General features: G+C 72.2%; 18 protein-coding genes. 3 read left to right on the top strand and 15 right to left on the bottom strand.

Features of this window, described 5'->3' with window-relative positions; all coding sequences use genetic code 11:
* Positions 1–39: 39 nt before the first annotated feature.
* On the top strand, positions 40–1,911 hold the full coding sequence (locus tag GKQ77_RS00405) for an ABC transporter ATP-binding protein (protein WP_219686557.1): 1,872 nt from the start codon (positions 40–42) through the stop codon (positions 1,909–1,911).
* A gap of 19 nt (positions 1,912–1,930) precedes the next feature.
* On the opposite strand, the gene GKQ77_RS00410 is transcribed toward GKQ77_RS00405, so the two are convergent.
* Positions 1,931–3,286 (bottom strand): NB-ARC domain-containing protein, encoded by a 1,356-nt coding sequence (locus GKQ77_RS00410; RefSeq protein WP_219686558.1) that lies wholly within the window; start codon positions 3,284–3,286, stop codon positions 1,931–1,933.
* 336 nt (positions 3,287–3,622) lie between these two features.
* Between GKQ77_RS00410 and GKQ77_RS00415 the strand changes: the two genes are divergently transcribed.
* Complete coding sequence (locus GKQ77_RS00415; RefSeq protein WP_308117494.1) at positions 3,623–7,414, top strand: nSTAND1 domain-containing NTPase; 3,792 nt, start codon at positions 3,623–3,625, stop codon at positions 7,412–7,414.
* 28 nt (positions 7,415–7,442) lie between these two features.
* Here the strand turns inward: GKQ77_RS00415 and GKQ77_RS00420 are convergent, their stop codons facing one another.
* Positions 7,443–7,892, bottom strand: a complete 450-nt coding sequence (locus GKQ77_RS00420) for a nuclear transport factor 2 family protein (protein WP_219686560.1) — start codon at positions 7,890–7,892, stop codon at positions 7,443–7,445.
* A gap of 57 nt (positions 7,893–7,949) precedes the next feature.
* Positions 7,950–8,804, bottom strand: a complete 855-nt coding sequence (locus tag GKQ77_RS33795; protein ID WP_219686561.1) for a calcium-binding protein — start codon at positions 8,802–8,804, stop codon at positions 7,950–7,952.
* A gap of 623 nt (positions 8,805–9,427) precedes the next feature.
* Here GKQ77_RS33795 and GKQ77_RS00430 point away from each other — a divergent pair.
* Positions 9,428–10,075: a response regulator transcription factor gene (locus GKQ77_RS00430; protein ID WP_219686562.1), complete on the top strand. Its 648-nt coding sequence runs from the start codon at positions 9,428–9,430 to the stop codon at positions 10,073–10,075.
* Positions 10,076–10,099: 24 nt separating this feature from the next.
* Here GKQ77_RS00430 and GKQ77_RS00435 read toward each other — a convergent pair whose 3' ends face one another.
* The 12 genes from GKQ77_RS00435 to GKQ77_RS00490 form a co-directional block, all read right to left on the bottom strand.
* On the bottom strand, positions 10,100–10,906 hold the full coding sequence (locus tag GKQ77_RS00435) for a crotonase/enoyl-CoA hydratase family protein (RefSeq protein ID WP_219686563.1): 807 nt from the start codon (positions 10,904–10,906) through the stop codon (positions 10,100–10,102).
* Between the two features lie 217 nt (positions 10,907–11,123).
* Positions 11,124–11,933 carry a class I SAM-dependent DNA methyltransferase gene (locus GKQ77_RS00440; protein WP_219686564.1) on the bottom strand — a complete coding sequence of 270 codons (810 nt, stop codon included), beginning with the start codon at positions 11,931–11,933 and terminating at the stop codon, positions 11,124–11,126.
* A gap of 60 nt (positions 11,934–11,993) precedes the next feature.
* The gene (locus GKQ77_RS00445) at positions 11,994–13,340 is read right to left on the bottom strand and encodes an aminotransferase family protein (protein WP_219686565.1); all 1,347 of its coding nucleotides are present in this window, start codon (positions 13,338–13,340) and stop codon (positions 11,994–11,996) included.
* A gap of 109 nt (positions 13,341–13,449) precedes the next feature.
* On the bottom strand, positions 13,450–14,433 hold the full coding sequence (locus GKQ77_RS00450; protein ID WP_219686566.1) for an amidohydrolase family protein: 984 nt from the start codon (positions 14,431–14,433) through the stop codon (positions 13,450–13,452).
* Complete coding sequence (locus GKQ77_RS00455; RefSeq protein ID WP_258020649.1) at positions 14,417–16,132, bottom strand: AMP-binding protein; 1,716 nt, start codon at positions 16,130–16,132, stop codon at positions 14,417–14,419. Before GKQ77_RS00455 ends, GKQ77_RS00450 begins: the two co-directional genes overlap by 17 nt.
* Positions 16,129–16,956: an SDR family oxidoreductase gene (locus GKQ77_RS00460; RefSeq protein WP_219686567.1), complete on the bottom strand. Its 828-nt coding sequence runs from the start codon at positions 16,954–16,956 to the stop codon at positions 16,129–16,131. The genes GKQ77_RS00455 and GKQ77_RS00460 overlap by 4 nt, the downstream gene beginning before the upstream one ends.
* A gap of 49 nt (positions 16,957–17,005) precedes the next feature.
* Entirely contained in the window at positions 17,006–18,550 is a 1,545-nt protein-coding gene (locus GKQ77_RS00465; RefSeq protein WP_219686568.1) for an SDR family NAD(P)-dependent oxidoreductase, read from the bottom strand.
* Positions 18,543–19,838 carry a beta-ketoacyl synthase N-terminal-like domain-containing protein gene (locus tag GKQ77_RS00470; protein ID WP_219686569.1) on the bottom strand — a complete coding sequence of 432 codons (1,296 nt, stop codon included), beginning with the start codon at positions 19,836–19,838 and terminating at the stop codon, positions 18,543–18,545. Before GKQ77_RS00470 ends, GKQ77_RS00465 begins: the two co-directional genes overlap by 8 nt.
* 16 nt (positions 19,839–19,854) lie before the next feature.
* Positions 19,855–20,829, bottom strand: a complete 975-nt coding sequence (locus tag GKQ77_RS00475) for a ketoacyl-ACP synthase III (RefSeq protein WP_219686570.1) — start codon at positions 20,827–20,829, stop codon at positions 19,855–19,857.
* A gap of 121 nt (positions 20,830–20,950) precedes the next feature.
* The gene (locus GKQ77_RS00480; protein ID WP_219686571.1) at positions 20,951–21,745 is read right to left on the bottom strand and encodes an SDR family NAD(P)-dependent oxidoreductase; all 795 of its coding nucleotides are present in this window, start codon (positions 21,743–21,745) and stop codon (positions 20,951–20,953) included.
* A gap of 74 nt (positions 21,746–21,819) precedes the next feature.
* The gene (locus GKQ77_RS00485) at positions 21,820–22,854 is read right to left on the bottom strand and encodes a 3-oxoacyl-ACP synthase III family protein (RefSeq protein ID WP_219686572.1); all 1,035 of its coding nucleotides are present in this window, start codon (positions 22,852–22,854) and stop codon (positions 21,820–21,822) included.
* Positions 22,855–22,935: 81 nt separating this feature from the next.
* Positions 22,936–23,895, bottom strand: a complete 960-nt coding sequence (locus GKQ77_RS00490) for a ketoacyl-ACP synthase III (RefSeq protein ID WP_219686573.1) — start codon at positions 23,893–23,895, stop codon at positions 22,936–22,938.
* Between the last annotated feature and the right edge of the window lie 30 nt (positions 23,896–23,925).

Here is a 23,925-nt window from a genome sequence, read left to right on the forward strand (position 1 = left end):
GCCCGCAGCCCCCGCGCCCCCATCTCGAGGAGGTGACCCATGGCCACCTCGCCGGACGAGCCGAGGATCGGCGCACGTGAGCAGGGAGCCTGCCTGGCGTTCGCGGTACGGCTGGTCTGGCGGGCGGACCGGCGCCGCCTCATCGAGGTGATCGCCGCCCAACTTGCCTCCGCCGTCGGCGTCTTGGCCCTGATCCTGCTGGTCAGGTCTGTTTTTGGAACGGTGACCAGCACGGGGCCGGGCGCGGGCGGCGGACGCGGGACCCTCGTCGCCGTCGTCCTCGTCGTCGCGATCGGTTCGTTGAGCGGAGTGCTGCGGCTGTTCAGCTCCTCGCGCAACCGGATCCTGGCGGCCAAGGCCGACCGCCACGTCATCAGCACGGTGCTCGCCTCGGCCTCCAGGGCGGAACTGGCCCGGTTCGAGGATCCCGTGTTCCACGACACCGTGCAGCGGGCGGTGTTCGCCTCCCGCTCACAGCCGACGATGGTGGTCGCCATGCTGATCGCGGCCTCGCAGGCGCTGCTCACCACCATCGCCGTCGGCACCGCCTTCCTGGTGATGGCCTGGTGGCTGCTGCCCGTCGCCCTGCTCAGCACCCTGCCGGTGCTGCGGGCCGCCCGCGCCGAACGCGACGCCGGATACGGACTGCACCGCAGGCTCGCCGAGGACCGCAGGGTGCGCCAGTACATCGAACAGCTGCTCACCGGCCGGGACGGCGCCAAGGAGGTGCGGGCGCTGGACCTCGGCCGGATCCTGCACGCCAAGTGGGACGTGGAGTACCAGCGCGAAATCGACGACACGGTGTCCTGGCAGCGCGGCTACCTGCGGACCCGCATCCTGGCCCGGCTGGGAGCGGACACGCTGATCCTCGCGGTCATCGGCTGCGTCTGGTGGCTGATCGGCTCGGGCACGCTCAGCCTGGCCACGGCGGTCGCCGCCGTCACCGGTCTCTTCCTGATGACCAGCCGGGTGCAGGCCCTCGGGGCTCTGTTCAACGGCATCGGCGAGGCGCTCTTCTACCTCATGGACCTGCGGACCTTCGCGGCCGGCACCGAACGCGCCACGGACAGCGAGGCGACACCCCGGCAGGCGGCCGCCTCACCCGCGGGGGAGTTCACCGCACTGAGCGCCGAGTCGATCGGCTTCACCTACCCCGGGGCGGCGCGGCCTGCGCTGCATGACGTCACCCTCACCGTCCGCAGGGGCGAGTTCATCGCCCTGGTCGGCGAGAACGGTTCGGGCAAGACCACCCTGGCCAAGATCCTCGGGGGGCTGTACCCGCCGGACTCCGGACGCCTGGTGCTCGACGGGACGCCGACGCCCGACCCGGCCCGGCTCCGCGAGACCTGCGCCCCCGTCTTCCAGGACTTTCTGCGCTACAAGTTCACCGCCGGGGAGTCCATCGCCTTCGGCCGCACCGACCTGCCCGCGGACACCGGGGCGATCGTCGCCGCGGCCGAACGGGCCGGCGCCCACGCCTTCCTGAAACGGCTGCCGCACCGCTACGACACCGTCCTCGGCAAGGAGTTCAGCGACGGCTGCGACCTGTCCCTCGGCCAGTGGCAGCGTCTGGCGCTGGCCCGGGCCTTCTACCGGGACGCGCCGTTCTTGATCCTCGACGAACCCACCGCGTCGCTCGACCCGCAGGCCGAGGCGCATCTGAGCGACCGTCTGCGGGCCCTGTGCGCGGACCGCACGGTGCTGCTGATCTCCCACCGGTTCGCCGCGGTGCGCGGCGCCGACCGGATCTACGTCATGGCGGACGGCCGCGTGGTCGAACAAGGGCGGCACGAGGAGCTGATGGCCGAGGACGGCACGTACGCGCGGCTCTACCGGCTCCAGGCACTGCCGTACCACGACGACACCGCTGTCGGCACCGACACGTCCCACCGGCGGCTGAGCCGCCGGTGAACGAGTGCCGAGGAGGCCGCTAAGCAGCACTCCCCTCGGCCACGGCACGTTCCCACGCGTACAGCTGTACGAGGTCATGCATCCGGTACCGGGCACCGCGCCCGGCGCGTTCCGCGCCGTCGGCGGGCGCGGTGGTGAGCAGGCTGGCGTCGACCAGCGCTTCGAGGTAGGCCTCGGCGACGTCCACCGGACAGTCCAGCAGTACGGCTGCGGCCTCGGCGGAGAACACCGCTGTCCCCAGCCGCGCCACCAGCCGGAAGGCCCGCCGGGTCGCCACCGGCAGCGTCGCGTACCCCGGCGCCAGGCTGTCGCGCACGGCGAGGTCGCCGATGGCCAGTTCGTCGAGCCGCCCCCGTTCGTCGCGCAGCAGCTCCGCCAGCCGGTCGAGCGGCCACTGTCCGCGGCAGGCGAGCCGGGTGCCCGCCACCCTCAGGGCCAGCGGACATCGCCCGCACAGCCGGACGATGTCGGCCGCCGCCTCGGGCTCCGCGGCGACCCGGTCCGCCCCGGCGATCCGCGCGAGGACCCTCATGCCGTGCTCGGCCGAGAGCGGCCCCAGCTCCACGGCACGCGACGGCCCCATCGTCGTCAGCCGGTTGCGGCTTGTGACAAGCACCGCCGGGCCGCCCACGCCGGGCAGCAGGGGCCGGACCTGACGCTCGGACGCGGCGTTGTCCAGCACCACAAGCAGCGCGCGCCCGGCCGTCACGGTGCGGTAGAGCGCTGCGAGTTCCTCCACCGAATCCCGTACGGGAGCCGCGGGGGCCACACCCAGGGCGCGGAGGAAGCGGACAAGGACCTCACCCGGCTCGGCCGGTGCCCTGCTCGTGCCCCGCAGGTCGACGAAGAGCCGGCCGTCGGGGAAGCGGTCGGTGAGCGCGTGCGCGGTGTGCACCGCGAGCGCGGTCTTGCCGATCCCCGCCATACCGGTGACCGCCACGACGGGCACGACGCCGCGGAGCGTCGCGGCCGCCGGAGTCAACTCCCGTGCCACCGCTCGCCGCTGTTCCTCCCGGCCGGTGAAGTCGGCGAGGTCGCCGGGCAGTTGCGCCGGAACGCGCGGCACGGCGGCCTCCACCGGGCCGGACGCCTCCTCGCAGGACGCGGCGATGCGCTGCCGCGCGTCGAGCCACGGCTCGGGCGGCAGCCCGCAGGCCGCCACATAGGCGCGCACGAACCCCGCGCGGGGCAGCGCGCCCCGGCCGAGTACGGCCGCGGTGGTGCTGCGCGCCAGATGGAGCCCGCACCGCCGGGCCCGTACCTCCAGTTCCCTGTACGTCAGTTCGGACCACGCCCTCAGCCGCCGCAGCAGCCGGATGAAATCCTCCGGTGTGCGGGCGTGCTGCGGGCTGAGTACCACATCGCTGTACGCCACCTTGCTTCTCCCCGTTCGGTACCGCGTGTACCTCCTCAGCTGTAGCCACCCGGCGTTGTTCGGCATCGGGGAAGCGGCGTCGTACAAACAGATCCCGAACAACCCGCCGTGCCGTCCGGAGCACTGGTGCCGGTCCGCGAGCTCCTGAAGAATGTGACGTCACCGCGCTCACGGTGGCACGGGGGACATCGGGGAGGTGCGGCGATGCCGCGCGGAGAACGCCCGCTGGATGCGCAGGACGGTCCGTTATACGCGTTCGCTCTGGGACTGCGCCGGCTGCGGCAGAGAGCCGGCAGCCCCCCGTACCGGACCCTGGCCGAACAGGCGCACTACTCCGTGTCGACCCTGTCCTCCGCGGCGTCCGGGCAGCGGCTGCCGACGCTGGCGGTGACGCTGGCGTACGTACGCGCCTGTGACGGCGACGTGGTGGAGTGGGAGCGGCGCTGGCGGGAGGTGGCGGAGCGGCTCGGCGAGGAGGCCTCCGTCGCAGACGCGGAAGGCGATCGCGGTGCCTCCCCGCCGTACGCGGGCCTGCGGCCGTTCCGCGAGCAGGACGCGGAGCGGTTCTTCGGCCGCGAGCAGCTGGTGGAGGAGTTGGCCGGCCGGCTGAAACGGCAGCGGTTCGTGGTGGTGATCGGGGCGTCGGGCTCGGGCAAGTCCTCGCTGCTGCACGCGGGCCTGGTGCCGAGGCTGCGGTCGACGGGGGCGTCGGTGGTGGTCCTGACGCCGGGGTGGCGGCCCCTGGAGGAGTGCGCGGTACGGCTGGCCGGGCGCGCCGGGGTCACCGCTGGCGCCCTCTACGAGGAACTGCGCCGGGACCCGGAGAACCTGGGGCGCGCGGTACGGCAGGCCACCGCCCGTTCCGGACCGGACTCCGGCGAACTGGTGCTGGTCGTCGACCAGTTCGAGGAGATCTTCACCCTCTGCCGGGACGACACCGAACGGAACCGCTTCGTCGAGGCGCTGACCACCGCCGCCTCCCACGGACCGGGCCGCTGTCGGGTGGTCCTCGGCGTCCGGGCCGACTTCTACGCGCACTGCACCCGCAACGCGCCGCTGGTGACGGCGATGCGGGACGCGCAGGTGCCGGTCGGGCCGATGAGCCTGGAGGAGCTGCGCCGGGTCGTGACGCAGCCCGCCGTGCGGGCCGGACTGACCGTCGAGGGCGCGCTCCTGGCGACCCTGACGGCACAGGCGTACGGGCAGGCCGGGGTGTTGCCGCTGCTGTCGCACGCCCTGCTCCAGACCTGGCGCCGCCGCCGGGGGAACGCGCTCACGCTGGCGGCGTTCGAGGCGGCCGGCGGTCTGGAGGGCGCCCTGGCCCGCACCGCTGAGGAGTTCTACCGGCACCTCGACCCGGAGCAGCGGGACCTCGCCCGGGCGGTGTTCGTACGGCTGACCGCGCTGGGCGAGGGCACGGAGGACACCCGGCGCCCCGTCGTGCGGGCGGAGCTCGCCGGTCTCGCCGGGGCCGACGACGGCCGGATCGCCGCCGTCCTGGACGACGCGGCCGCGGCACGGCTGGTGACCCTCGACCGCGAACAGGTGGAGCTGGCCCATGAGGCGCTGATCCGCTGCTGGCCCCGGCTGTACGGCTGGCTGGCCGAGGACCGGGAGGCCACGCGTACGCTGCGCAGGCTGACCGACGCGGCACAGACCTGGGAGGCGCTGGGGCGGGACGCCGGAGCGCTGTACCGCGGCGCCCGCCTCGACCTGGCAGGCGCCCTCGAGCACCGCTCGTTGTCCGGGCTCGAGCGGCGGTTCCTCGACGCGAGCCTGGCCGCCCGGGAGGCCGAACAGGACGCGGCCCGGCGCCGGATCTGGCTCCGGCGTGCGGCGGTCGCGGTGCTGAGCGTCCTGCTCGTCCTCGCGAGCGTGACCGCGTTCCTCGCCGTGCGGGCGCAGCGGATCGTGGACCACCAGCGCGACACCGTCAGTTCGCAGCGGGCCGCCGAGAAGGCCGCGGCCCTGCGGACGCTCGACCCCGCCCTCGCCGCGCAGGTGGGGCTGGCCGCTTATCGGCTGGCTGCCACGCCGGAGGCCCGCGGTAGCGTCCTGAGCACCTATGCCACTCCGTACTCCACGACGCTCGCCGGGCAGACGGGCAGGATCGCCGCTCTGGCGTTCGGCGCCGACGGCCGCGTCCTGGCCGTCGTCGGCACCGACCGGACGCTGCGGCTGTGGCGGGCCACGGACCCGCACCACCCGCGCCCGCTGGGTAAGCCTTCGCAACCGGCCGGCCAGTTCAGCGCGGTCGCCGTCAGCGCCGACAGCCGGCTGCTGGCCGCGGGCGACGAGGACGGCGACGTGACGGTGTGGAACATCGGCGACCCACGGCGGCCACGGCTCACGGCACGACTGCCGGGCGACGCCGGTGCGGGTGCCGGTTCGGGCGGTGGTCCGAACGCCACTGCGAATGGTGGCGTGCATGATGGTCAGGACGCCGGCCCGGACCCCGGCCGAGACGCCGGCCCGGACGCCGGACCGGTCGTCTCGCTCGCGTTCGCTCCCGACGGAAGGACCCTTGCGACGGCCGCCCGCGGCGCGATCCGGCTGTGGGACCTCGCCGGTTCGCGCACACCGCGCGCCCTCGCCACGCGGCGCGTACCGGCCGCCGTCACCGCGGGCGCCTTCACCCCCGACGGCCGGAGGCTGGCCACGGGCCACGCCGACCGGACGCTGCGGCTGTGGAAGACCGCCGCGCCGGGCGGGAAAGTACGCCCCCTGGCGTCCTTGGACGCACCCGGCGGCGAGGTGAGAGCGGTGACGTTCGCTCCGGGCGGCCGACGACTGGCGACCGGAAGCACCGACTTCTCGGTGCGGCGGTGGGATGTGAAAAGCCCGCGCGAGGGCCGCGTGGTGGAGACGCTCGAAGGGCACACCGACACGGTCAACGCGCTCGGTTACAGCCCCGACGGCCGCACGTTGGCCAGCGGCAGCACCGACGCCACCGTGCGCCGCTGGGCCGTCGCGGGGCCCGGCCCGGCCGGCCCGCCGACGGTCTTCACCGGCCACACCGGCGGCGTACGCGCCCTGGCCTTCCACCCCGACGGCCGCAGCCTGGCCAGCGGGAGCGAGGACCAGACCGCACGCCTGTGGGACCTGCCAGGACCGGCCCTGACCGGGCACACCAGCTCGGTGTACTCCGCCGCCTTCAGCCCTGACGGGCGCTCCCTGGCCACGGGCAGCTACGACCGCACCGTGCGCCTGTGGCCCCTCGCGGGCGGACGCGTCCCAGGCCCGTCGGCCGAACTCACCGGCCACAAGGGCCCGGTCAACTCGGTGGCCTTCCGCCCCGACGGCCGCACCCTGGCCAGCGGCAGCGCCGACGGCTCCCTGCGGCTGTGGAGCGTGGGCACGACCCGGCGGCCCCGCCTGCTGCGCGCGGTCCCCTGCCGCATAGGCCATGTCAACGCGGTGGCGTTCAGCCCCGACGGCCGCACCCTGGCCACCGGCGGCGACACGGGCACGGTCCGCCTGTGGGACACGACGGACGTACGGCGTCCCCGCCCGCTGGCATCGCTGACCGCACCCGGGGGCGTCGGCTCCCTCGCCTTCGCCCCCGACGGCCGGACCCTGGCCTTGGCGGAGCACGACCACACCGTCACCCTGTGGCAGGTGGGCGACCGCCGCCGCCCCGTGCGCAAGGCGGTCCTGACCGGGCACTCCGACGCCGTGAAGAGCGTCGCGTTCAGCCCCGACGGCCAGGCCCTGGCCTCGGGCAGCGAGGACCGCACCATCCGCTTGTGGGACCTCACGGGCCCGGACCGACCCGTCCTGCGCGACCGGCTCGACGGCTACACCGACGGCGTCATGTCCGTCGCGTTCGCGCCGGACGGCCGGACGCTCGCCGCCGCCAGCTCGGACCACACCACGCGGCTGTACGACGTGACCGACCGCACCGCCGTCGAACTGGCCGTACTGTCAGGCCACACCAAGGCCGTCGACACGCTGTCCTTTGGCCCGGACGGGATGCTGGCCACCGGCAGTGAGGACTGGACCGCGCTGCTGTGGGACACGGACGTGCAGCGCCTCACCGCCCGCGTCTGCGACACGGTCTGGCCCGCCATGTCGCGAGCCCAGTGGCGGCAGTACTTCCCCCAGCACTCGTTCCAGCCCCCGTGCTGAGCGATCGACCGCGGCGGAGCCGTCGACGTCAGTCCCTCGGTGTCGGCACGGCGCAGGCATCGGCGATCGCCTGCGTGTCCCAGTAGAACGGGCGGACTTCGGTGATCCGCCCGTCCTTGACCGTGATCGCCTGCAGAATCGGGAAGCTGAGTTCACGGCCGGTCGCGCGGGCGCGGGCGCGGACCTGGGTGAGCACGACCGCGGTCTCATCAGTGGCGAGGAACTCCTGCTCCACCATGTCGAACGACTCCCAGACCTCTCCCATCATGAGGAAGAACCGCGTCATGCCCTCGTGCCCACGCCACGTGCCGCCATAGGGCAGAGCAGCCGCCTGATGCAGTTCGACATCCGGCGCGAAGAAGGGGGTGAGCAGATCGAACGAAGCCTCGCCGGGGCCGCCCGCTGCCAGGTACTCCGCCTCAGCCGCGTACATGCCGGTGAGAACCGTCGCTGATTCCGTAGTGGATGACATCGTCATGCCGCCAGCATGGGCACCACAGCCCAACCCTGCTGGCGACAATCGGACATCGAATGCTCAGTCCTGGTGCAGTTCGTTGCGGCCCGGCCCGCCGGAGAGCTTGTCGGTGCCCGTGCCGCCCCACAGCACGTCGTCACCGCTGTTGCCCCAGAGCGTGTCGTTGCCCGCTTCGCCGTACAGGGTGTCGTTGCCCTTGCCGCCGAAGAGGACATCGGCACCGCCCTTGCCGCGCAGGACGTCGTCGCCGTCCTCGCCGTGCAGGGAGTTCTCCTCGGCGGTGCCGGTCAGGGAGTCGTTGCCGGGGCCGCCGAAGCAGTCCTGGCTGCAGCGGGTGAGGGTGTCGTTCCCGGCGTCGCCCCACGGGCCCATGCCGAACGGGCCGCCACCGCCGTCGAGGCGGTCGTCGCCCTCGCCCCCGTGCAGCAGCGCGGACTCCGACGCCTTGATGACGTCGTTGCCCTTGCCGCCGTAGATCCCGGCCCAGGCCTGGCTGTCCGGCGTGAGGGTCGCGGTGTCGTTCTTGTCGCCGAGGTCGATGTCGTAGCTGTCGGAGTCGTCCGAGTTCTCCGGGATCTTCACCGCGCAGCGCACAGCGGTGTGGTCACCCTCTTCGGGGTAGGCGCACTCGTCCCACTCCGCCGCGTCGGCGGAGATGGTGATGTCGTACCGGTCGTGGAAGGTGAGGACGTAGTAGGAGTCGTGCTCGCCGCGGTGGTCGATCTCCTCGTCGACCGTCACCTTGTTCTGCTGGCCGGGCGCCGCCTTGTACCAGAGCTCGCCGTCCGCGACGACGACGGAGGTCGTGGCCTGGGCGGCGGAAGGGGCGGCCTGGACGGTCGACGCCGTTAAGCAGGCCGTGCCGAGAGCCAGGGCGAGGGTGGCGGTGGCTGCGACGGTGCGGTGAACGCGCATGCGGAAGTGGCCTTTCAGGCTGGGCGTGTGCGGTGGGTTTCTGGTCACCCGGTGAGACAGCGGGCCCAGGAACGCAGTTGCCCGGCGGCTCATGAACAGCGGCTGACGGCGTGGTGACCGGAACGTGGGACCTGCCTCGGGGACCGCGAGTACCGGGAGTACCAGGAGTACCGTCGGTACCGCGAGTACCGTACGATTTCTCGTACATGGTACGGCTGGAGGCTGCCGGAAAAGTGTGTGTCCGTGGCAGTCTCTAGTCAGTCGTCTGTCATGTGCGGGCGGGGCAAGGAGGAACGACCGAATCCGACCGCGGAATGTCCAACGGGGTGTCTAGGAGCGACTGATTCCGTCTTCGGAATGTCCAACGGGGTGTTGTCTCACGATTGATTACGTGACATTGAATGACTCCGAGCGCCGGCCTGACCAGCCCGCTCACGGGAGTCAGCCGTGCGGGAGGCCATCGGCCCCGCGCAGCGACTGATCCCGCTCGTCCGGCCCGCCCGTCCGACCCGCTCGTCTTGACGCGCCGCCCTCGGGGCGGCTTGCGGAGCGTGGCGTGGGCACGCCTCGGAGCATCGCAGGCCTGACTACCATCCGCTGCACTCACTGTGTGAGGAGTCCCCATGCAAGCGTTAGGTGTACTCGTCGTCGATCGCCACCCCGTGGTCAGGTATGCGCTGTCGTCACTGCTCGACACGAGAGTGGCCTGGACAGCGGAGGCCGCCACGAGCGACGAGGCGTGGAACGCCGTCAAGTCCTCCCGCCCGGGGGTCGTCGTACTCGAACTGGAACTGGACGGCGCGACCAGCGGCGCCGATCTGTGCCAACGGGTGAAGGCGATGGAGAACGCGCCCCGCGTCGTCGTCTTCACCGGGGACACCTCCCCCGGGGCCGTCGTCTCCGCCATATCGGCGGGGGCCGACAGCTTTCTGCACAAGAGCGTGGGCAGCTCGGAACTGGTGGACGCGGTGGTGCGCACGTACAACGGCCAACGCATGTGGATACTCGGCAAGAACGAACGCGAACACGTGGATGTGCGCAGCGTCATGCCCGATGGGCTGCCTGCCATCACCCGCCGGGAAGAGCAGGTCCTGAGCCTCGTACTGCGCCGCTACACCAACGAGGAAATCGCCAGCGAACTCTCCCTTGCCTCGCAGACCATAAAGAACCAGGTCAGCAGCGCCCTGCGGAAACTGGGCGTCAGTGGCCGACGTGAACTGTTCCGCAAGTACTCCTCTCCGACCGGGGTGACCACCGGCGCCCGGGGTTGACCGGCCGGCCCCCGCCCGTGCACGTCATCGCGGCCCGCCCGGACGTTCCCGGACGAACTCGCGCGCGCCTGCCCGTGCGCCGGGGGAGTCGAGGATCCCGGACAGCAGCTCGCGGTGCGACCGGTACTCGTCCGCCAACTCCCCGTCGCGCACCCGAGCGAGGACCCCCTTGCTCGCGAGGACGGCGTGGTCCGCGTGCGCGGCGATCTTCTCCGCCAGCTCGCAGGCGGCCGTCAGCGCCGTCCCCGGGGGCACGACACGGTTGACCAGACCCAGCGCGAACGCCCGCTGGGCGTCGATCGGTTCGCCGGTCAGTGCCATCTCCATCGCCACGGCCGGCGCGATCGCGCGTGGCAGCCGCAGCAGTCCGCCGGCCGCGGCCACCAGGCCTCGGCGCAGCTCGGGCAGCCCGAACACCGCGTCGTCCGCCGCCACCACCATGTCGCAGGCGAGCACCATCTCGAAACCACCGCCGACCGCCGCACCCTCCACGGCGGCGATCAGCGGCTTGTCCGGCGGCTGCTCCGTCAGACCACCGAAGCCACGCCCGGGCAGGGAGGCGCGCTCGCCGCGGGCGAAGGCCCCGAGGTCCATGCCGGAGCAGAACGCCGGCGGGGTGCCGGTGAGGACGCCGAGCCGCAGCTCCGCCCGGGCATCCAGTTCCGTGAAGGCGGCGGCCAGCCGTTCGGCCATGGCGCGGGTCAGCGCGTTGCGCACGCGCGGCCGGTTCAGCTGGATCACGAGCACGGGGCCGCGGCGCTCGACGAGCACGTCCGCGTCGCTCCCGCTGCCCGCGTCGGCCGAACGGTCCTGCCCGAACTCTTCGGTCATTGCTTCTGCCCACCCTGAATCGCTGCACTCTACGGGGGTCGGAACCCTCAGCGTAGTGACGGTTCCACCGGCTACCTACGCCCTGGAAGTACTCGTCCCGCGGCCCGTTTGAGTACCCCCAATGCCTGTACGGGCAGGTTCGGGCACGCTCGGTGCGCCCGAGGCCGGGAGCGGCTGGTCGCCTCTCCCGGCCTCGGTCACCTCCGGCGTCGGACGGTCACTGCCTGCGGTAGACGGACACCGCGTCCCTGCTGTCGTAGTGGAACGGCTCCTTGCGCCAGCCTCCCCAGCGGTCCTCCAGCGTCAGGCCGCCCAGACGGGCCATCAGGTCCTGCTCCGACGGCCACACGAACCGCATGGTCGCCGCGATGATGCGGTTGCCCTTCTCGCTCATGATGACGTCCGTGCGCTTGACCATCTGCGTCGTCGGGTCGACGTGGTTCATCTCGAACCAGGCGAGCCGCGGGTGCCCGGCCAGTCGGCCGGAGATGCGGAACGGCTCGGTCATCCCGTAGTCGTTCTGCCGCCCGCGCTGGTAGTACGTCATGTCCGGCACGATGTTCTGGACCACGAGCCGCCCGCCGGGCTTGAGCCGCTTGGCGCTGTTGGCCAGGCAGCGGGCCTGTTCGTCCTGGTCGGGCAGGACGAACAGGGTGGCGAGGGCGATGAAGATGACGTCGTACTCCTCCTTGACGTCGACATCGGCGAAGTTGCCCTCGAAGACCTCGATCCGGTCACCGCCGGGCTTCTCCTTGAGCTTCAGCAGCATCTTCGGTGACGCGTCGATACCGGCCACCCGCACGCCGCGCTGCGCGAGCGGCAGGGCGACGCGGCCCGTCCCGATCCCCAGTTCCAGGGCGGTGCCGCCCTTGGCGAGGCCCGCGAGGAAGTCCGCGGCCTCCTCGGCGTCGTCGCGGCTGTCATCGGGGGTCCAGCTGTCCCAGATGTCGGCGTACCGGTCCCACTCCTCCGCCGCCTCTTCCTGCCACTGCTTGCTGGTCTTGCGACCGGTGTGCGCATCGGACATGTCGTCACTCACCTTCCATCACGTGGAGAAAACGCGTTGTCGACCCGTGGCCCCGATGAGTCATCCCATGGCCTTGGCGAATCCGGACTCGGGCAGCCGGCCCGCCTTCACATCGGTGAGCGCGCCGTCGAGCGCCTCGGCTATCTCCGCCACGTCGTCCTCGGTGATGACGAGCGGTGGCATGAGCATCAGATTCGGTACGACGCGCAGGCTGGAGCTGAGCACACCTCGGCTCTCCAGGGTCATGCGCAGCTGGTTCACCTTGCCCGGGGACCACGCCGGACCGCCGGGCTCGCCCAGCTCCAGGCCGCAGAACAGACCCAGGGCGCGGAAGGCCCTCAGCTCGGGGTGCTGTGCCTGGAGCTTGCCGAGGGCGGAGAGAAGATCGGCCTCGCGGCGGCGTACGTTCTCGAGCACGCCGTCCTCGGTGAGCGCTCCGATCACCGCGAGCGCCGCCGCCGCGGCCACCGCGTGGCCGTCGTTGGTCGAGCCGACGCTGAGCGCGGTGTCGCCCGTGGTGCGCTCGTGCAGCTGGTCGTAGAGGCGGTCGTGGATGGCGACGGCCGCCATCGGCACGTACCCCGATGTGATGCCCTTGCCCAGGGTGATGATGTCGGGGGAGACGTCGGGCAGTTGGCCGGCGCGGGTGAAGTCGCCGACCCGGCCCATGCCGGTGACGACCTCGTCGAAGATCAGATGGATGTCGTGCTGACGGCAGAACCGGCCCAGGGAGCCCAGGTACTCCGGGGAGAGGATGTGGCCGCCCTCGCCGACGACGGGCTCCACGATCACCGCGGTTACCCGCTCCGGGCCGAACTCGGTGATCAGCCGTTCCATGTCGCTGACGCCCTCGGTCGCGCCCGCCGAGAACGGGCCGGGAGCGTGGTGCACCTCGGGGAGCATCGGTCCGGTCTGGTGGTGCAGGTAGGGGACACCGGTCACCATGCCGGCGCCAGGACCCTGCCCGTGGAAGCCGTCCCACATGGCGAACACGGCCATGCGCTCGGGCTGTCCGGCCCGCAGCCGCAGGAAGCGCGAGAGCTGGAGCGCCATCTCCACCGCCTGGGCGCCGTTGCTGGCGAACCGGACGTGGTTGATGCCCTCGGGCAGATGGCCGACGAGGGCCTCGGCGCAGTCCAAGGTGACCTGCGCGGGGCGTCCGTAGCCGTAGCTGTTGGCAAACGGCAGCCAGTCCAGCTGCTGCTTGATGGCCTCCTTGACGCGGGTGTTGCCGTAGCCGAGCGTCACGTTCCACAGCCCGGAGCGGCCGTCCAGGTACCAGCGTCCACCGGCGTCACGGACGCGCACGCCGTCGCCCTCGGTGAGCAGGTCGTCGCGGGACAGCGCCTTGAGGTACGGGCGCGGCACGCCGCTGTTCCACAGGGCGTAGTCGGCGGGGTCAATCACGATGGGTCCCTTTCTCTGCTGGAGACGTGCTGGTTCTGTGCTGTCTCTGCTGTCTTTGCTGTCTTTGCTGGATACGTGGCTGGTTCTGTGCGGGGAGCGCACACCCGTGTCAGCCGGGGCCGAGCCCGAGCAGGCGGGCCGCGTTGCCGTACAGCCAGCGGTCCTTGATCTCGTCGCCGAGATCAAGGGCGGCGACCTGCCGGGCGAGCGCGGCGACCGGATCGGCGTTGACCCAGGTCGCCGAGCCGAACAGGACCCGGTCGCGCAGCACCGTGGTGCCGTACAGGAGCAGGGACTCCCAGCCCGATCCGGGGCGGGCCATCCACTGCGGTCGGTGGGAGGAGATGTCGAGGTAGACGTGGCGGTGCCGCTGGGCGATGGAGATCAGCTCGAGGACCCAGGGCCAGGCGGCGTGCCCCGCGACGATCGGCAGCCCGGGGTGGCGCAGGGCGATCCAGTCGACGTTGCGGGGATGGCACAACTCGGCCGCGTGCCGCGAGAAGTGGTGCCCGGTGTGCAGCCACAGCGGCATGCCCAGCTCTCGCGCCCTGCGGTAGACCGGGTCGTACGCGGTGTCGCGCGGGTCGAGGCCCTGCCAGAACGGGGTCACCGCGAAGCCGCGCATACCGAGGAGATGGCAGCGTTCCAGCTCGGCGACGGCACGGCCCGGGTCGGTCAGGTCGATGCCCGCCCAGGCCTGGAGCCGGTCGGGCGCCTTGGCGGCGACGGCGGCGACACGGCTGTTGACGTCGTCGCCGTCGGCGGTGGCGCCGCCGCAGCTCATCAGGATCTGGTGGACGACGCCGTTGTCGTCCATGGTCCTCAACAGCGCGTCGGTGTCGACGCGTTCGGGCTCGCCCGAGACGAGCAGGTCGACGGCACCGTCCTGGTCCCCGGCGTCGAGGAGGGCACGGAAACGCGGGTAATCGGCGCCGAAGACCGCGGTCGCGTGCCGGCCGAAGGCGCGCAGGTACGTCGGGGCCACCGCGCCGAGCCCGCGGAAGTACGTCCGCCAGCACTCGCGGTCCAGGGAGAGCGCGCAGACGTCGACGACCCGGTGCACGGGGGCGGCCGGCTCAGCGGACGCGGTCACGGGTGACCTCGATCCCGGCGGCCACGCGGTCCCAGGTGTCGGGCGTCACGCCCTGGGCGCGCAGCGTCTCCTTGCGGACCTTGCCCGTGTCCGTCACCGGCAGCTCGGACAGGACGCGCAGATAGCGCGGCACCATGAAGTGCGCCATGCGAGGCCGCAGGTACCCGATGAACTCCTCCGGGTCGAAACGGGCCCCGGGCCGGAGCACGAGGGCGGCCAGTATCTCGTCCTCGGCGAAGTCGCTGGGCACCGCCACGGCGGCGGCGTGCGCCACGGCGGGGTGGCTCAGCAACTCGGCCTCCACCTCCATCGAGGACACGTTCTCGCCCCGGCGCCGGATGGCGTCCTTGATGCGGTCCACGAAGAAGTAGTCGCCGCCGGGCTCCCGCACCACGGCGTCCCCGGTGCGGAACCAGCCGTGCCGCCAGGCCGCCGCGGTCGCCTCCGGCATGGCGTGGTAGCCGTGGAAGAGCGACCAAGGCCGGTCGGCGCGCAGCACCAGCTCACCCACGCTGCCGTCCGGTACGTCGATGCCGTACGCGTCGACCACCCGGCACTGCACCCCCGGCCGCGGTCGCCCGCAGCTGCCCGTGCGCCGGGGATTGAGCGGCGACACCAGCGGCGCCGACGTCTCGGACATGTTGAAGCCGGTGTAGACGTCCACGCCGAAGCGGCGGCCGAAGTCCAGGGCCTGGCGCGTCAGCGGTATCACGCACGCGGCCCGCAGTGGGTGTTCGGCCTCGTCCGGCCGGGGTGCCAGGCCGAGCAGGAAGTCGACCATCGCGCCGAGCAGGGTGCACATGGTCACCCCGTGGCGGCGCACCACGTCCCAGAACTCGCCGGTGCGGAAGTTCTCGGTGACGACGATCGAGCCCCCGAACAGGAGCATGCAGTAGGCCACTTCGGTACCGCCGCCGTGGCAGAGCGGCAGGTTGAGCAGGTACCGGTCGTCCTCGCCGATGTCGTCGTCGAGGAGCGCGGTCACCGTCGAGTAGTGGTGGACGTAGGAGACCAGGACGCCCTTGGACGGCCCTGTGGTGCCCGAGGTGTAGATCACCGCCATGGTGTCCCAGGGCGCGACCGGCCGCTCGGGCGGCACGAAGTCCTCCGGCAGGCCCCGCAGCGCCGCGGGGCCGTGGACGCGCGGGGCGCCGGGCAGCGCGTCCGGCCAGGGCGCGTCCGGACCGCCGCCGAGGACGACGACCTCCTGGAGACGGCCGGCGCCGATGTGCTGGAGCCGCTCCACGAGCTGCGCGTGCACCACAAGGACCCGGGCCCCCGAGTTGCCCAGCACGTGCTCCAGGAGCGCGCCCCGGTAGGCGGTGTTGACGGGAACGTGGACGGCGCCGAGCAGATTGACGCCGTACCAGACGCGCAGCGCGTCCAGGCCATTGGGCAGCCAGCACAGCACGGTATCGCCCTGGCGCACGCCCAGCCGGTGCAGGGCGGCGGCGGTGGCGCGCGCGTCGTCGTGAGCCTGCCCGTACGTCCAGTGGGTGCCGTCCTCGAAGACGGCGTACACACGGTCGGGGTGGGCCTTGGCGCGGGTGGCGAGCAGCGCGCCCGTGACGCAGTGCGCGGCGTCCGGTACCCGGGCGTCCCCCGGCGGGAGGATCTCGACGAGGCGGTCGGCCGCGTCGCCGGGCGCCACGTCGAGATCCCGCGCCGCCGGAGCCGGTGACGTCGTGGGGCCCGTCATTCAGGGATCCCGGGCACGTCGACCATGTGACCGCCGGAGGCGTCGTAATGGCGCAGCGTCCGCAGGTACTGCTCCCAGTTGACCAGGGTCTGGGCGCTCCTGCTGACGGGGCGTACCGGTATCAGCGGGCCGATGCTGACGGCGGGCGGGCGGGTGAGGGCCCACAGCACGACATCGGCGATGTCCGAGGGGTCCAGCAGATCCGTGACGCCCACCCCAAGGGACTCGGGGTCCTGCGCCAGGTCCGTGCGCACCCAGCCGGGCAGCACGGCGATGGCGCGGACCCCCAAGTGCCGGTTCTCCAGGTCGATTTGCGCGGACAGCGCGTTCAGGGCGCGTTTGGTGATGGAGTACGGGGCCGACCAGTCGGCCTGGAGCAGACTGCCCTCCGAACTGATGTTGACGATCCAGCCGTGCCCGCGCTCGCGCATCCCGGGGAGCACCGTGCGGGCCAGCAGGAAGGGGACGTCCAGATTGAGGTGGAAGGCCTGCCGCCAGTGGCGGGGGTTGGTGTCGTGGATGGGGCCGGTGCGGGCCAGGGCGGCGTTGTTCACCAGGATGTCGACGGGGCCGAGGGCCCGCTCGGCGGCGGCCACCGTCTCCTTGGGCGCGCCGTCGGCCGACAGATCGGCGATGAGCGTGACGGCGGGCACCTCGTGCCCGGCCACGTCACGCTCGACGCAGGCCAGTTGGTCCTTGCGGCGGGCGACGAGGGCGACGGAGGCGCCGGCCGCCGCCAGCGCGCGGGCGATGCTCGCCCCGATGCCGGACGAGGCGCCGGCGACCAGTGCCACCTTGCCCTTGAGGGGCCTGTCCTCGGTCACCTGTGGTCCCCTTCCGGCACGGCGGGGCGGGGGCGTGGTACGCAGGGCGTCACAGCCGGGTTCCTTCCTCGAAGGGTGTGCGGGGATGGGCCAGGTTCGGCAGTCCGGCCAGGCAGTGACCGCCGCCGTCGACGCGCAGCTGGGCGCCGGTGAGCCCGGCTGCGGCGGGGCTGATCAGGTAGCAGACGAGAGCTGCGACCTCCGTCGCCTCGCTCATCCGGCCGGTCGGCACGAGCCGGTTGGTGGCCGCCAGGAACGCGGGGTTGGTGACGTCCGTCATCGGGGTGCGGACGAAACCCGGAAGCACGCTGTTGGCCCGCACCTTGTGCCGGGCCGCCGAGGTCGCGAAGTGGGTGGTGAACTGTGCGGTCGCCGCCTTGCTGAGCCCGTAGCTCGCCAGGTTCGCCACCGGCGCGCTCACCGCGGCGAGCGAGGAGACGGCGGCCACGGCCCCGCCCCGGCCCGTCGCCGCCCAGTGCTCGAGCAAGGCGTCGCACATACCCGCGTACGACAGGGAGTTGAGGGCGAGCAACTGCCGGCGGTTGGCGGAGTTGTCACCGGCGCCGTCGAAGCGGACGGCACCCGCGCCGTAGGCGAGCGCGTCGACGCCTCCGGCGCGCTCCCACGCCTCGTGCGCGAGGCCGCTGGCCCGCGCCGGGTCGGCCAGGTCGGCGGTCAATACCCAGGCCGTGCGCCCCAGTTCGCGGACCTCGGCGGCGAGCTTCTCCAGCTCGGGGCGGCGGCGCGCGGCCAGGACGACATCGGCGCCGCGTGCCGCGCACTCCCGCGCGATGCTCGCCCCGATGCCGCTGCTGGCGCCGGTGACCAGGACCACACGGCCGGTCAGCCGGAACGGATCGGGCACCGCGGTGCCGTCGCCCGCGGCGGTGGACGCGGCCGGTCGCGGCGGGCGTGCCGAAGGCATGGGCACGATGCTCGCGTCGAGTCCGCCGTCCAGCGGCAGCGTCTCGCCCGCGACATTGCCGAAGCCGCGCGAGGCCAGCAGGCGCAGTGCCGACGCCAGTTCCTCCGGGGCGACGGGGCGGCGGGTGACCAGGTGGCGCAGCAGTTCACCCGCCGCCTCGCCGGTGAGCGCGTGCCCGAGGAACGGGGTGTAGCCGACGCGCACCGTGTTGGCGAGCACGCCCCGGCTCGCGCAGTGCTTGGCCAGGTGCTGCCACCACGCGTGGTCGGCGGCCCGCTGGGCGGCGGCCTCCGGCTCCGCGTCGTCGTGGACGTGCGGGCCCGTGTCGGTGACCAGGACGGCGCGGCCCTCGCCCCGTCGGGCCATGGCCTTCAGGACCCGGGCCACGTGGGTGCGGCGCAGCGGAGGTGAGGGCCGGGCGCCGAGTGCTTCGTTGCCGATGGCCACGACGCAGTACACGTCCGGGGGCTGGGTCGCGTACGCGCTCTCGTCGTCCGTGACAGGAATGTCCCTGTCCGTGACGTGGAAGCCGTGGCGCTCCCAGAGCTCCCGGACCGCCCGCGTGTGATCGGCGCCGGGCGGGGACTCCAGCAGGACGCGGCGGCCGGCCGGCGCCAGTGAGTCCGTTTCGAGCAGGGGCCCGGCACCGGGCGGTGTGTGCTCAGTCATCGGCACCTCCCAGGAGAATGGCGCTGGCCACGGAGCCGATCGTGTAGTTGAGGCTGAGGGCCAGGTCGATGCGGGCGGGCCGCCCCTGGGTGCCGGGCACCGGGTCGAAGGTGCACACGTCGGCGGGCTTCTCGCAGTTGGCAGTCGGGGCGATGTGGCCGTGGCCCATCATCTGGAGCGTCGCCGCCACACCGACCACTCCGAGCGGGGCCCCGCTGTGGCCGAACACGGCCTCCTGGACGGTGACGGGCAGCCGGGCCGCCCGCTCACCGAAGATGGCCGGCATGATGTTGCCTTCCATGAGGTTGAACGCCCGGTCGCCGGTGGCGGCGCCGTTGACGTAGTCGATCTCGTCCGGCGACGCGATCCCGGCCATGCAGGAGCGCGCGGCGCGCACGGCCCCCGTCCCCTCGACGTCGAGGGCGAGGTTGGGCTGGGCGTTGCGGGTGGTGGTCTGGGCCAGGAGCCGTCCGTAGCTCCGCGCGCCCCTGCGCCGCGCGTGCGCGCGGCTCTCCAGGATCAAGGTGGCCGCGCCGTTGCCGTAGTTGAGGCCGGCGGCCCGCTGGTCGTAGGGGCGCATGGGCTCGTCGACGAGGGTGGCGGTCTGCGGTTCGCTCCCGGTCACCGACCGTGCCTCGAGCTCCGCGTACTGCCGCAGTCGGCTCTCGCGCCAGTAGTCGGCGCCGGTGACCACCGCGATCTCCGTCTCGCCCGCGGCGATCATGCGGGCCGCGTTGCCGAGCAGCACGGACGACGAGGCGCACCCGCAGGACAGCGTGTAGCTGGGGCCGGTGGCGCCGACGAGGCCCGCCTGGGTGGTCTCGACGTCCGACATCACCGCGTTGAGAACGTTGCGGAACAGTACGGAACGGGCCTCGCGCGGGCTGATGTTGCGGGTGTCGGCGAGCAGTACCGGCAGATACGTGTCGACGATGGCGTCGGCGGTGGCGTTGCGGCCCGCGAGCACGGCGGCCTCGCCCAGCGCGCCCGCACGCCAGTCGAGCGAGGCGTCCTCGCACGCCTCCAGGAGCGCGAGCAGCCCGTACAGATGGATGTCGGAATACTTCTCGACGAAGCGCGGCGGGATCTCCGGCAGCCGCGCGGCGACGGAGCCCGGGTCGAGGGGGACGCTGCCGAAGTACGTGCCGTCGTCCTGCGCGAGGAAGGAGTCGCCGTGCGCGACGGCCGTCCAGAACTGCTCGGGTGTCGCCGTCGGCGCCGTACGCCCCGGCAGACAGAAGCCCATGCCGGTGACGAGTGCGTCCCGGGGGCCCTTGGTCGTGGTCACCGCATCGGCCCTTCGCTCAGATCCGGTACAGGAGGCTGCCCCAGCACCAGACACCGCCGCCGATGGAGGGGGAGAGCACCAGGTCGCCGGGTTTGACGACGCCGCGCTCCCGCAGTTCCGAGACGGTGGTGGGGATGGAGGCGCTGGAGACGTTGCCGCGGAAGGCGAGGTTGGTCAGGACGCGCGCCGGGTCCGCTCCCAGGTCGTGCTGGATGCCCTTGGCCAGCGGCTCGGTCCCCGAGTGGGGGATGAGCCAGTCGATGTCGCCGATCGTCAGCTTGTTGCGGCCGAGGATCTCCTCCACGGTGTCGCTGATGTGGGCCAGGGCGACGTCGTTGAGGTCGGGGTGGCTCTTGACCCACCCCTTGTCCCCGCCGGCCGCGGACATGTGGGCGAGGCTGCCGTCGGTGTGGAACACGGAGTCGATGAGCCCGGGGGAGCCGCCGGGGGTGGCTTCGAGGACGCACGCGCCGGCGCCGTCCGAGACGAGCATCGAACCCTTGGAGCCCGGCCGCACCCGCCGCGTGAGCCGCTCGGTGGTGGCCACCAGCGCCTTGCGGTAACCGGTCGGGGCGGTCAGCAACGACGCCGCGGTGTGCACCGCCTGGATGAAACCGGCGCAGGAGCCGCACACCTCGAAGGCCATGGGGCCCTTCATGCCCAGCTCCGCCGCGGTGAGCGCGCCCACCTCATGCACGTAGTCGCGGTCCGTCCAGTGGCTGACGACCATCACATCGATGTCGTCGGCTTCGACCCCGGCCCGCTCCAGCGCCTGCCGGGAGGCCTGCGCCGCCATGAACACGGGGGTCTCGTCGTCGTGGGCGCGGTAGCGGGTGCGGACACCGACCCCGCCGATGACGCGGTCCTCCACATGGCTCGTCGTCGCGTTCTCGACGCCGTGGTTGTGTATTTCCTCCGAGCCGAAATAGTGGCCGAATCCCGTGAAGCGTATTCCGGCGTCTTCCCAGATGCCGTGCTTGCCTGTGGTCATGGACGAAAAACTAGTGGCGTCGGCATTCCGCTGCATCTGGCCTCCAGTACTCGATGATTCATACCGCGGGTACTCGAAGTACCCCGCGAAAAAGCCGCTGTTCACCTACCGGGTGAGGTCGTCATGGAACCCATCCGGGGGGCCCGCCGCCATCGACTCGAATAACCGACCCGGTGAGATAGGGATTTTCCGCGGCGAAGCACACCGCGTCCGCGATCTCCTCCTCCGCCGCCCAACGGCCCAGCGGGACATAGCGCTTCAGGCCGTCCATATAGCGGGCGTGCCGTGGAAAGGCCGTGCTCTTCTCGCGCAGCGCCTCGCCGTCCATCACACCCGGCGCGACCGCTGCCACCCTGATCCCGTAGGGGCCCAGTTCATAGGACCAGGTACGGGTCAGCGCCTCCACGCCCGCCTTCGCGGCGGTGTACGCGGACTGCCCGTAGGCGCCCGCCGCGAGACCGGAGGAGACGTTGACGATGGCACCGGGCACCCCGTGCCGCACCATGGCGGCGGCGGCCTCGCGGCCGACGAGGAAGACACCCGTCAGACACAGCCGCAGCGTCCGCTCCCAGTCGTCGAGCGGATGCGTGAGCAGCTCGGCGTCGCTCTCCTCCCGAGGTCTGCGCAGCAGCAGCCGGGAGAGGTTGCGGCCCGCGTTGTTCACGCACAGGTGCAGCGGCTCGGTCCGGGTCAGCTCGGCGAACACCTCCCGCACCGACTCCTCCGACGTCACATCGGCCCGCACCGCGCGCAGGTCGAGGTCCTCGGCCTCGGCCATCGCCCGCACCTTCTCCAGGCGTCCCGGGTCGAGGCCGAGGACGGTGGTGCGCCATCCCCGCGCCACCAGCAGCCGGGCGACGGCCAGGCCGAGGCCGCGGGTTCCCCCGGTCACCAGCGCGTTCCTGGAATCGGACAAGGCCGTTCACCTCTCGCTCTCGGTTGTCTCGTGCGCCGCGGCGATACGGCGGTTCACTGGTACCGCAAAACGGTTCACTGGTACCGGAAAACCATGGCGCCCCAGCTCAGGCCGCGCCCGATGCTGACGCCCAGGAGCAGTTCGCCGGGTTTCACCGTGCCGTCACCGACGTATTCGGAGAGCGCGCTCGGCATTCCCACGCTCGATGTGTTGCCGCGGTGCGGCAGATTCAGGAGCATCCGCTCGCGCGGAATTCCGAGGCGATCCGCCATCGGATACAGGAGATTGGTGTTCGCCTGATGAGGAATGCACCAGGAAATCTGTTCCGGTGCCAGGCCGTTGCGCTTGAGGACCGTCTCGCCGGCGTCGACGAGCATGTCGGGCGTGACCTCGGAGAGCACCCCGCCGCGCATCACCATCTTGTCGTTCTCGTCGATGTCGAAGGCGTCGTAGTAGCGGCCGTCGGCGCGCAGGACGACGTCGATCATGCCGCTGCGCGTCGGCAGCCCGTCGGCGCCACCGCCCGAGGACTCCCCGCGCCGCCACACCGCGGCCGCCGCGCCCGCGCCGAAGAGCGCGGAGTTCTTGAACCCGAAGTTGAGGATGGCGCGCGGGCTCTCCGCGCACACCACGAGAGCGGTACGGGCCCCCGTCGTCGCCAGCAGCCCACGGGCCACCACGCTCGCGTACAGGAATCCGGCACAGGCGACCGCGGTCACGTCGAAGCAGAACGCGTCGCGGGCGCCCAGCTGCCGCTGCACCGGCAGGGAGATGTCCATGTAGTTGTTGCCGAGGGAGGAGGGGTTGGCGCGTGGCCGGGCGGTCGCGCTGGTGCCGACGATCACGTCCACGTCGGAGATGTCGAGGCCCGCGTCGTCGAGTGCGCGCCGGGCCGCCTTGACGCCCATCTCGGCGAACCGCTCCTCGGGGCCGGCCCAGTGACGGGTCCGTACGCCCGTGTACTCGCGTATCCAGGCGTCGTCCACGTCCAGCTCGGGCAGGCGGGCGAAGTGGTCGTTGGTGACCGGCTCGCCGGGGAAGTAGTGGCCGACGCCACTGAGCACGACCGGCGGGCCTCCGCCGTCGAGCGGTGAACGGGTTTCGGGCATGGGGGAGGTCCTTTCCTCGTCTTCCCGTCGTTGTGTGCTGTCGTCGGTGCGTCAGATCGTCGTGTGCAGTCCGTCGGTGCGTCAGAGCTGGTAGAGCAGGGCGCCCGAGAACCACCCCGCACCGGCCGCGGGCGAGAGGATCACGTGGCCCTTGCGCAGTTCGCCGGATTCGGTGAACTCGGACAGGGCGCTCGGGATCGTGGCGCTGGTCGTCTGGCCGCGTGTCCGCAGGTTCGTCAGGACCCGCTCGGGGGCGACGCCGATGCGCCGCACCAGCTCCTCGCTGATCCGCGCCGAGCCCGGATGCGGCACGACCCGGTCCACATCGGCGATGGTCATGCCGTTGCGCCGTAGCACCAGGTCCGTGGCCTCGCCCGCGGTCGCGGCGGCCACCTGGGAGATCGTGGGCAGGCTCACCGTCCAGCCGTCGCCGCCGCGGGCCTTGGAGACGCCCGCGTGCTCGCCGTAGCTGAGCACGACGGAGTCCCGCAGCCGCGAGTCGTCCGGCGCCCCGACCTCCAGGACGGCCGCGCCCGCCCCGTCACCGCCGACGTACGAGCCGCGCCGCCCGGGCTTGAGCCGGCGCGAGAACTGGTCGGAGCAGATCACCAGGGCGCGCCGCCACTGGTGACTGGTCAGCATCGCGGCGGCCGTCTGCACGGAGTGCACGAAGCCGACGCAGGCGGCGCACACGTCGAAGGCCAGGGCCCGCCCGGCGCCGAGCCGCATCGCGATCCGGGGCCCGTCCTCAGGCGCGTACCGCCGCTGCGACCAGGAGGAGAAGACGACCAGGTCGAGATCGCCGGCCTCCAGGCCGGCGTTGCGCAACGCGTGCCGTCCGGCCTCCACGGCCATGTACGGCACGCTCTCCGTGTCGTCGGACAGATGCCGCCGCTCCACGCCGAGGTCCGGGCCGAGGACGGCCGCCTCCATCTCCGGCGCCTCGGGCAGGTCCGCCGGGATCTTCTCGCTGTGCCGCGGGAAGTAGTGGCCGAAGCCCCGGAAGGACAGGCCGCGGCCCACCCAGATTCCACCGCTCACGCCGTGCTCCTCACCTGGTGGGATCCTGCG

The organism is Streptomyces anatolicus (assembly GCF_019400875.1).
In the GTDB taxonomy this organism is placed as follows: domain Bacteria; phylum Actinomycetota; class Actinomycetes; order Streptomycetales; family Streptomycetaceae; genus Streptomyces; species Streptomyces anatolicus.

Excerpts from the sequence above, each read along its gene's own strand:
- GKQ77_RS00405 (WP_219686557.1), top strand. The coding sequence starts at position 40 with ATGGCCACCTCGCCGGACGAGCCGAGGATCGGCGCACGTGAGCAGGGA.
- GKQ77_RS00420 (WP_219686560.1), bottom strand. The coding sequence starts at position 7,892 with ATGACGATGTCATCCACTACGGAATCAGCGACGGTTCTCACCGGCATG.
- GKQ77_RS33795 (WP_219686561.1), bottom strand. The coding sequence starts at position 8,804 with ATGCGCGTTCACCGCACCGTCGCAGCCACCGCCACCCTCGCCCTGGCT.
- GKQ77_RS00430 (WP_219686562.1), top strand. The coding sequence starts at position 9,428 with ATGCAAGCGTTAGGTGTACTCGTCGTCGATCGCCACCCCGTGGTCAGG.
- GKQ77_RS00435 (WP_219686563.1), bottom strand. The coding sequence starts at position 10,906 with ATGACCGAAGAGTTCGGGCAGGACCGTTCGGCCGACGCGGGCAGCGGG.
- GKQ77_RS00440 (WP_219686564.1), bottom strand. The coding sequence starts at position 11,933 with ATGTCCGATGCGCACACCGGTCGCAAGACCAGCAAGCAGTGGCAGGAA.
- GKQ77_RS00455 (WP_258020649.1), bottom strand. The coding sequence starts at position 16,132 with ATGACGGGCCCCACGACGTCACCGGCTCCGGCGGCGCGGGATCTCGAC.
- GKQ77_RS00465 (WP_219686568.1), bottom strand. The coding sequence starts at position 18,550 with ATGACTGAGCACACACCGCCCGGTGCCGGGCCCCTGCTCGAAACGGAC.
- GKQ77_RS00475 (WP_219686570.1), bottom strand. The coding sequence starts at position 20,829 with ATGACCACAGGCAAGCACGGCATCTGGGAAGACGCCGGAATACGCTTC.
- GKQ77_RS00485 (WP_219686572.1), bottom strand. The coding sequence starts at position 22,854 with ATGCCCGAAACCCGTTCACCGCTCGACGGCGGAGGCCCGCCGGTCGTG.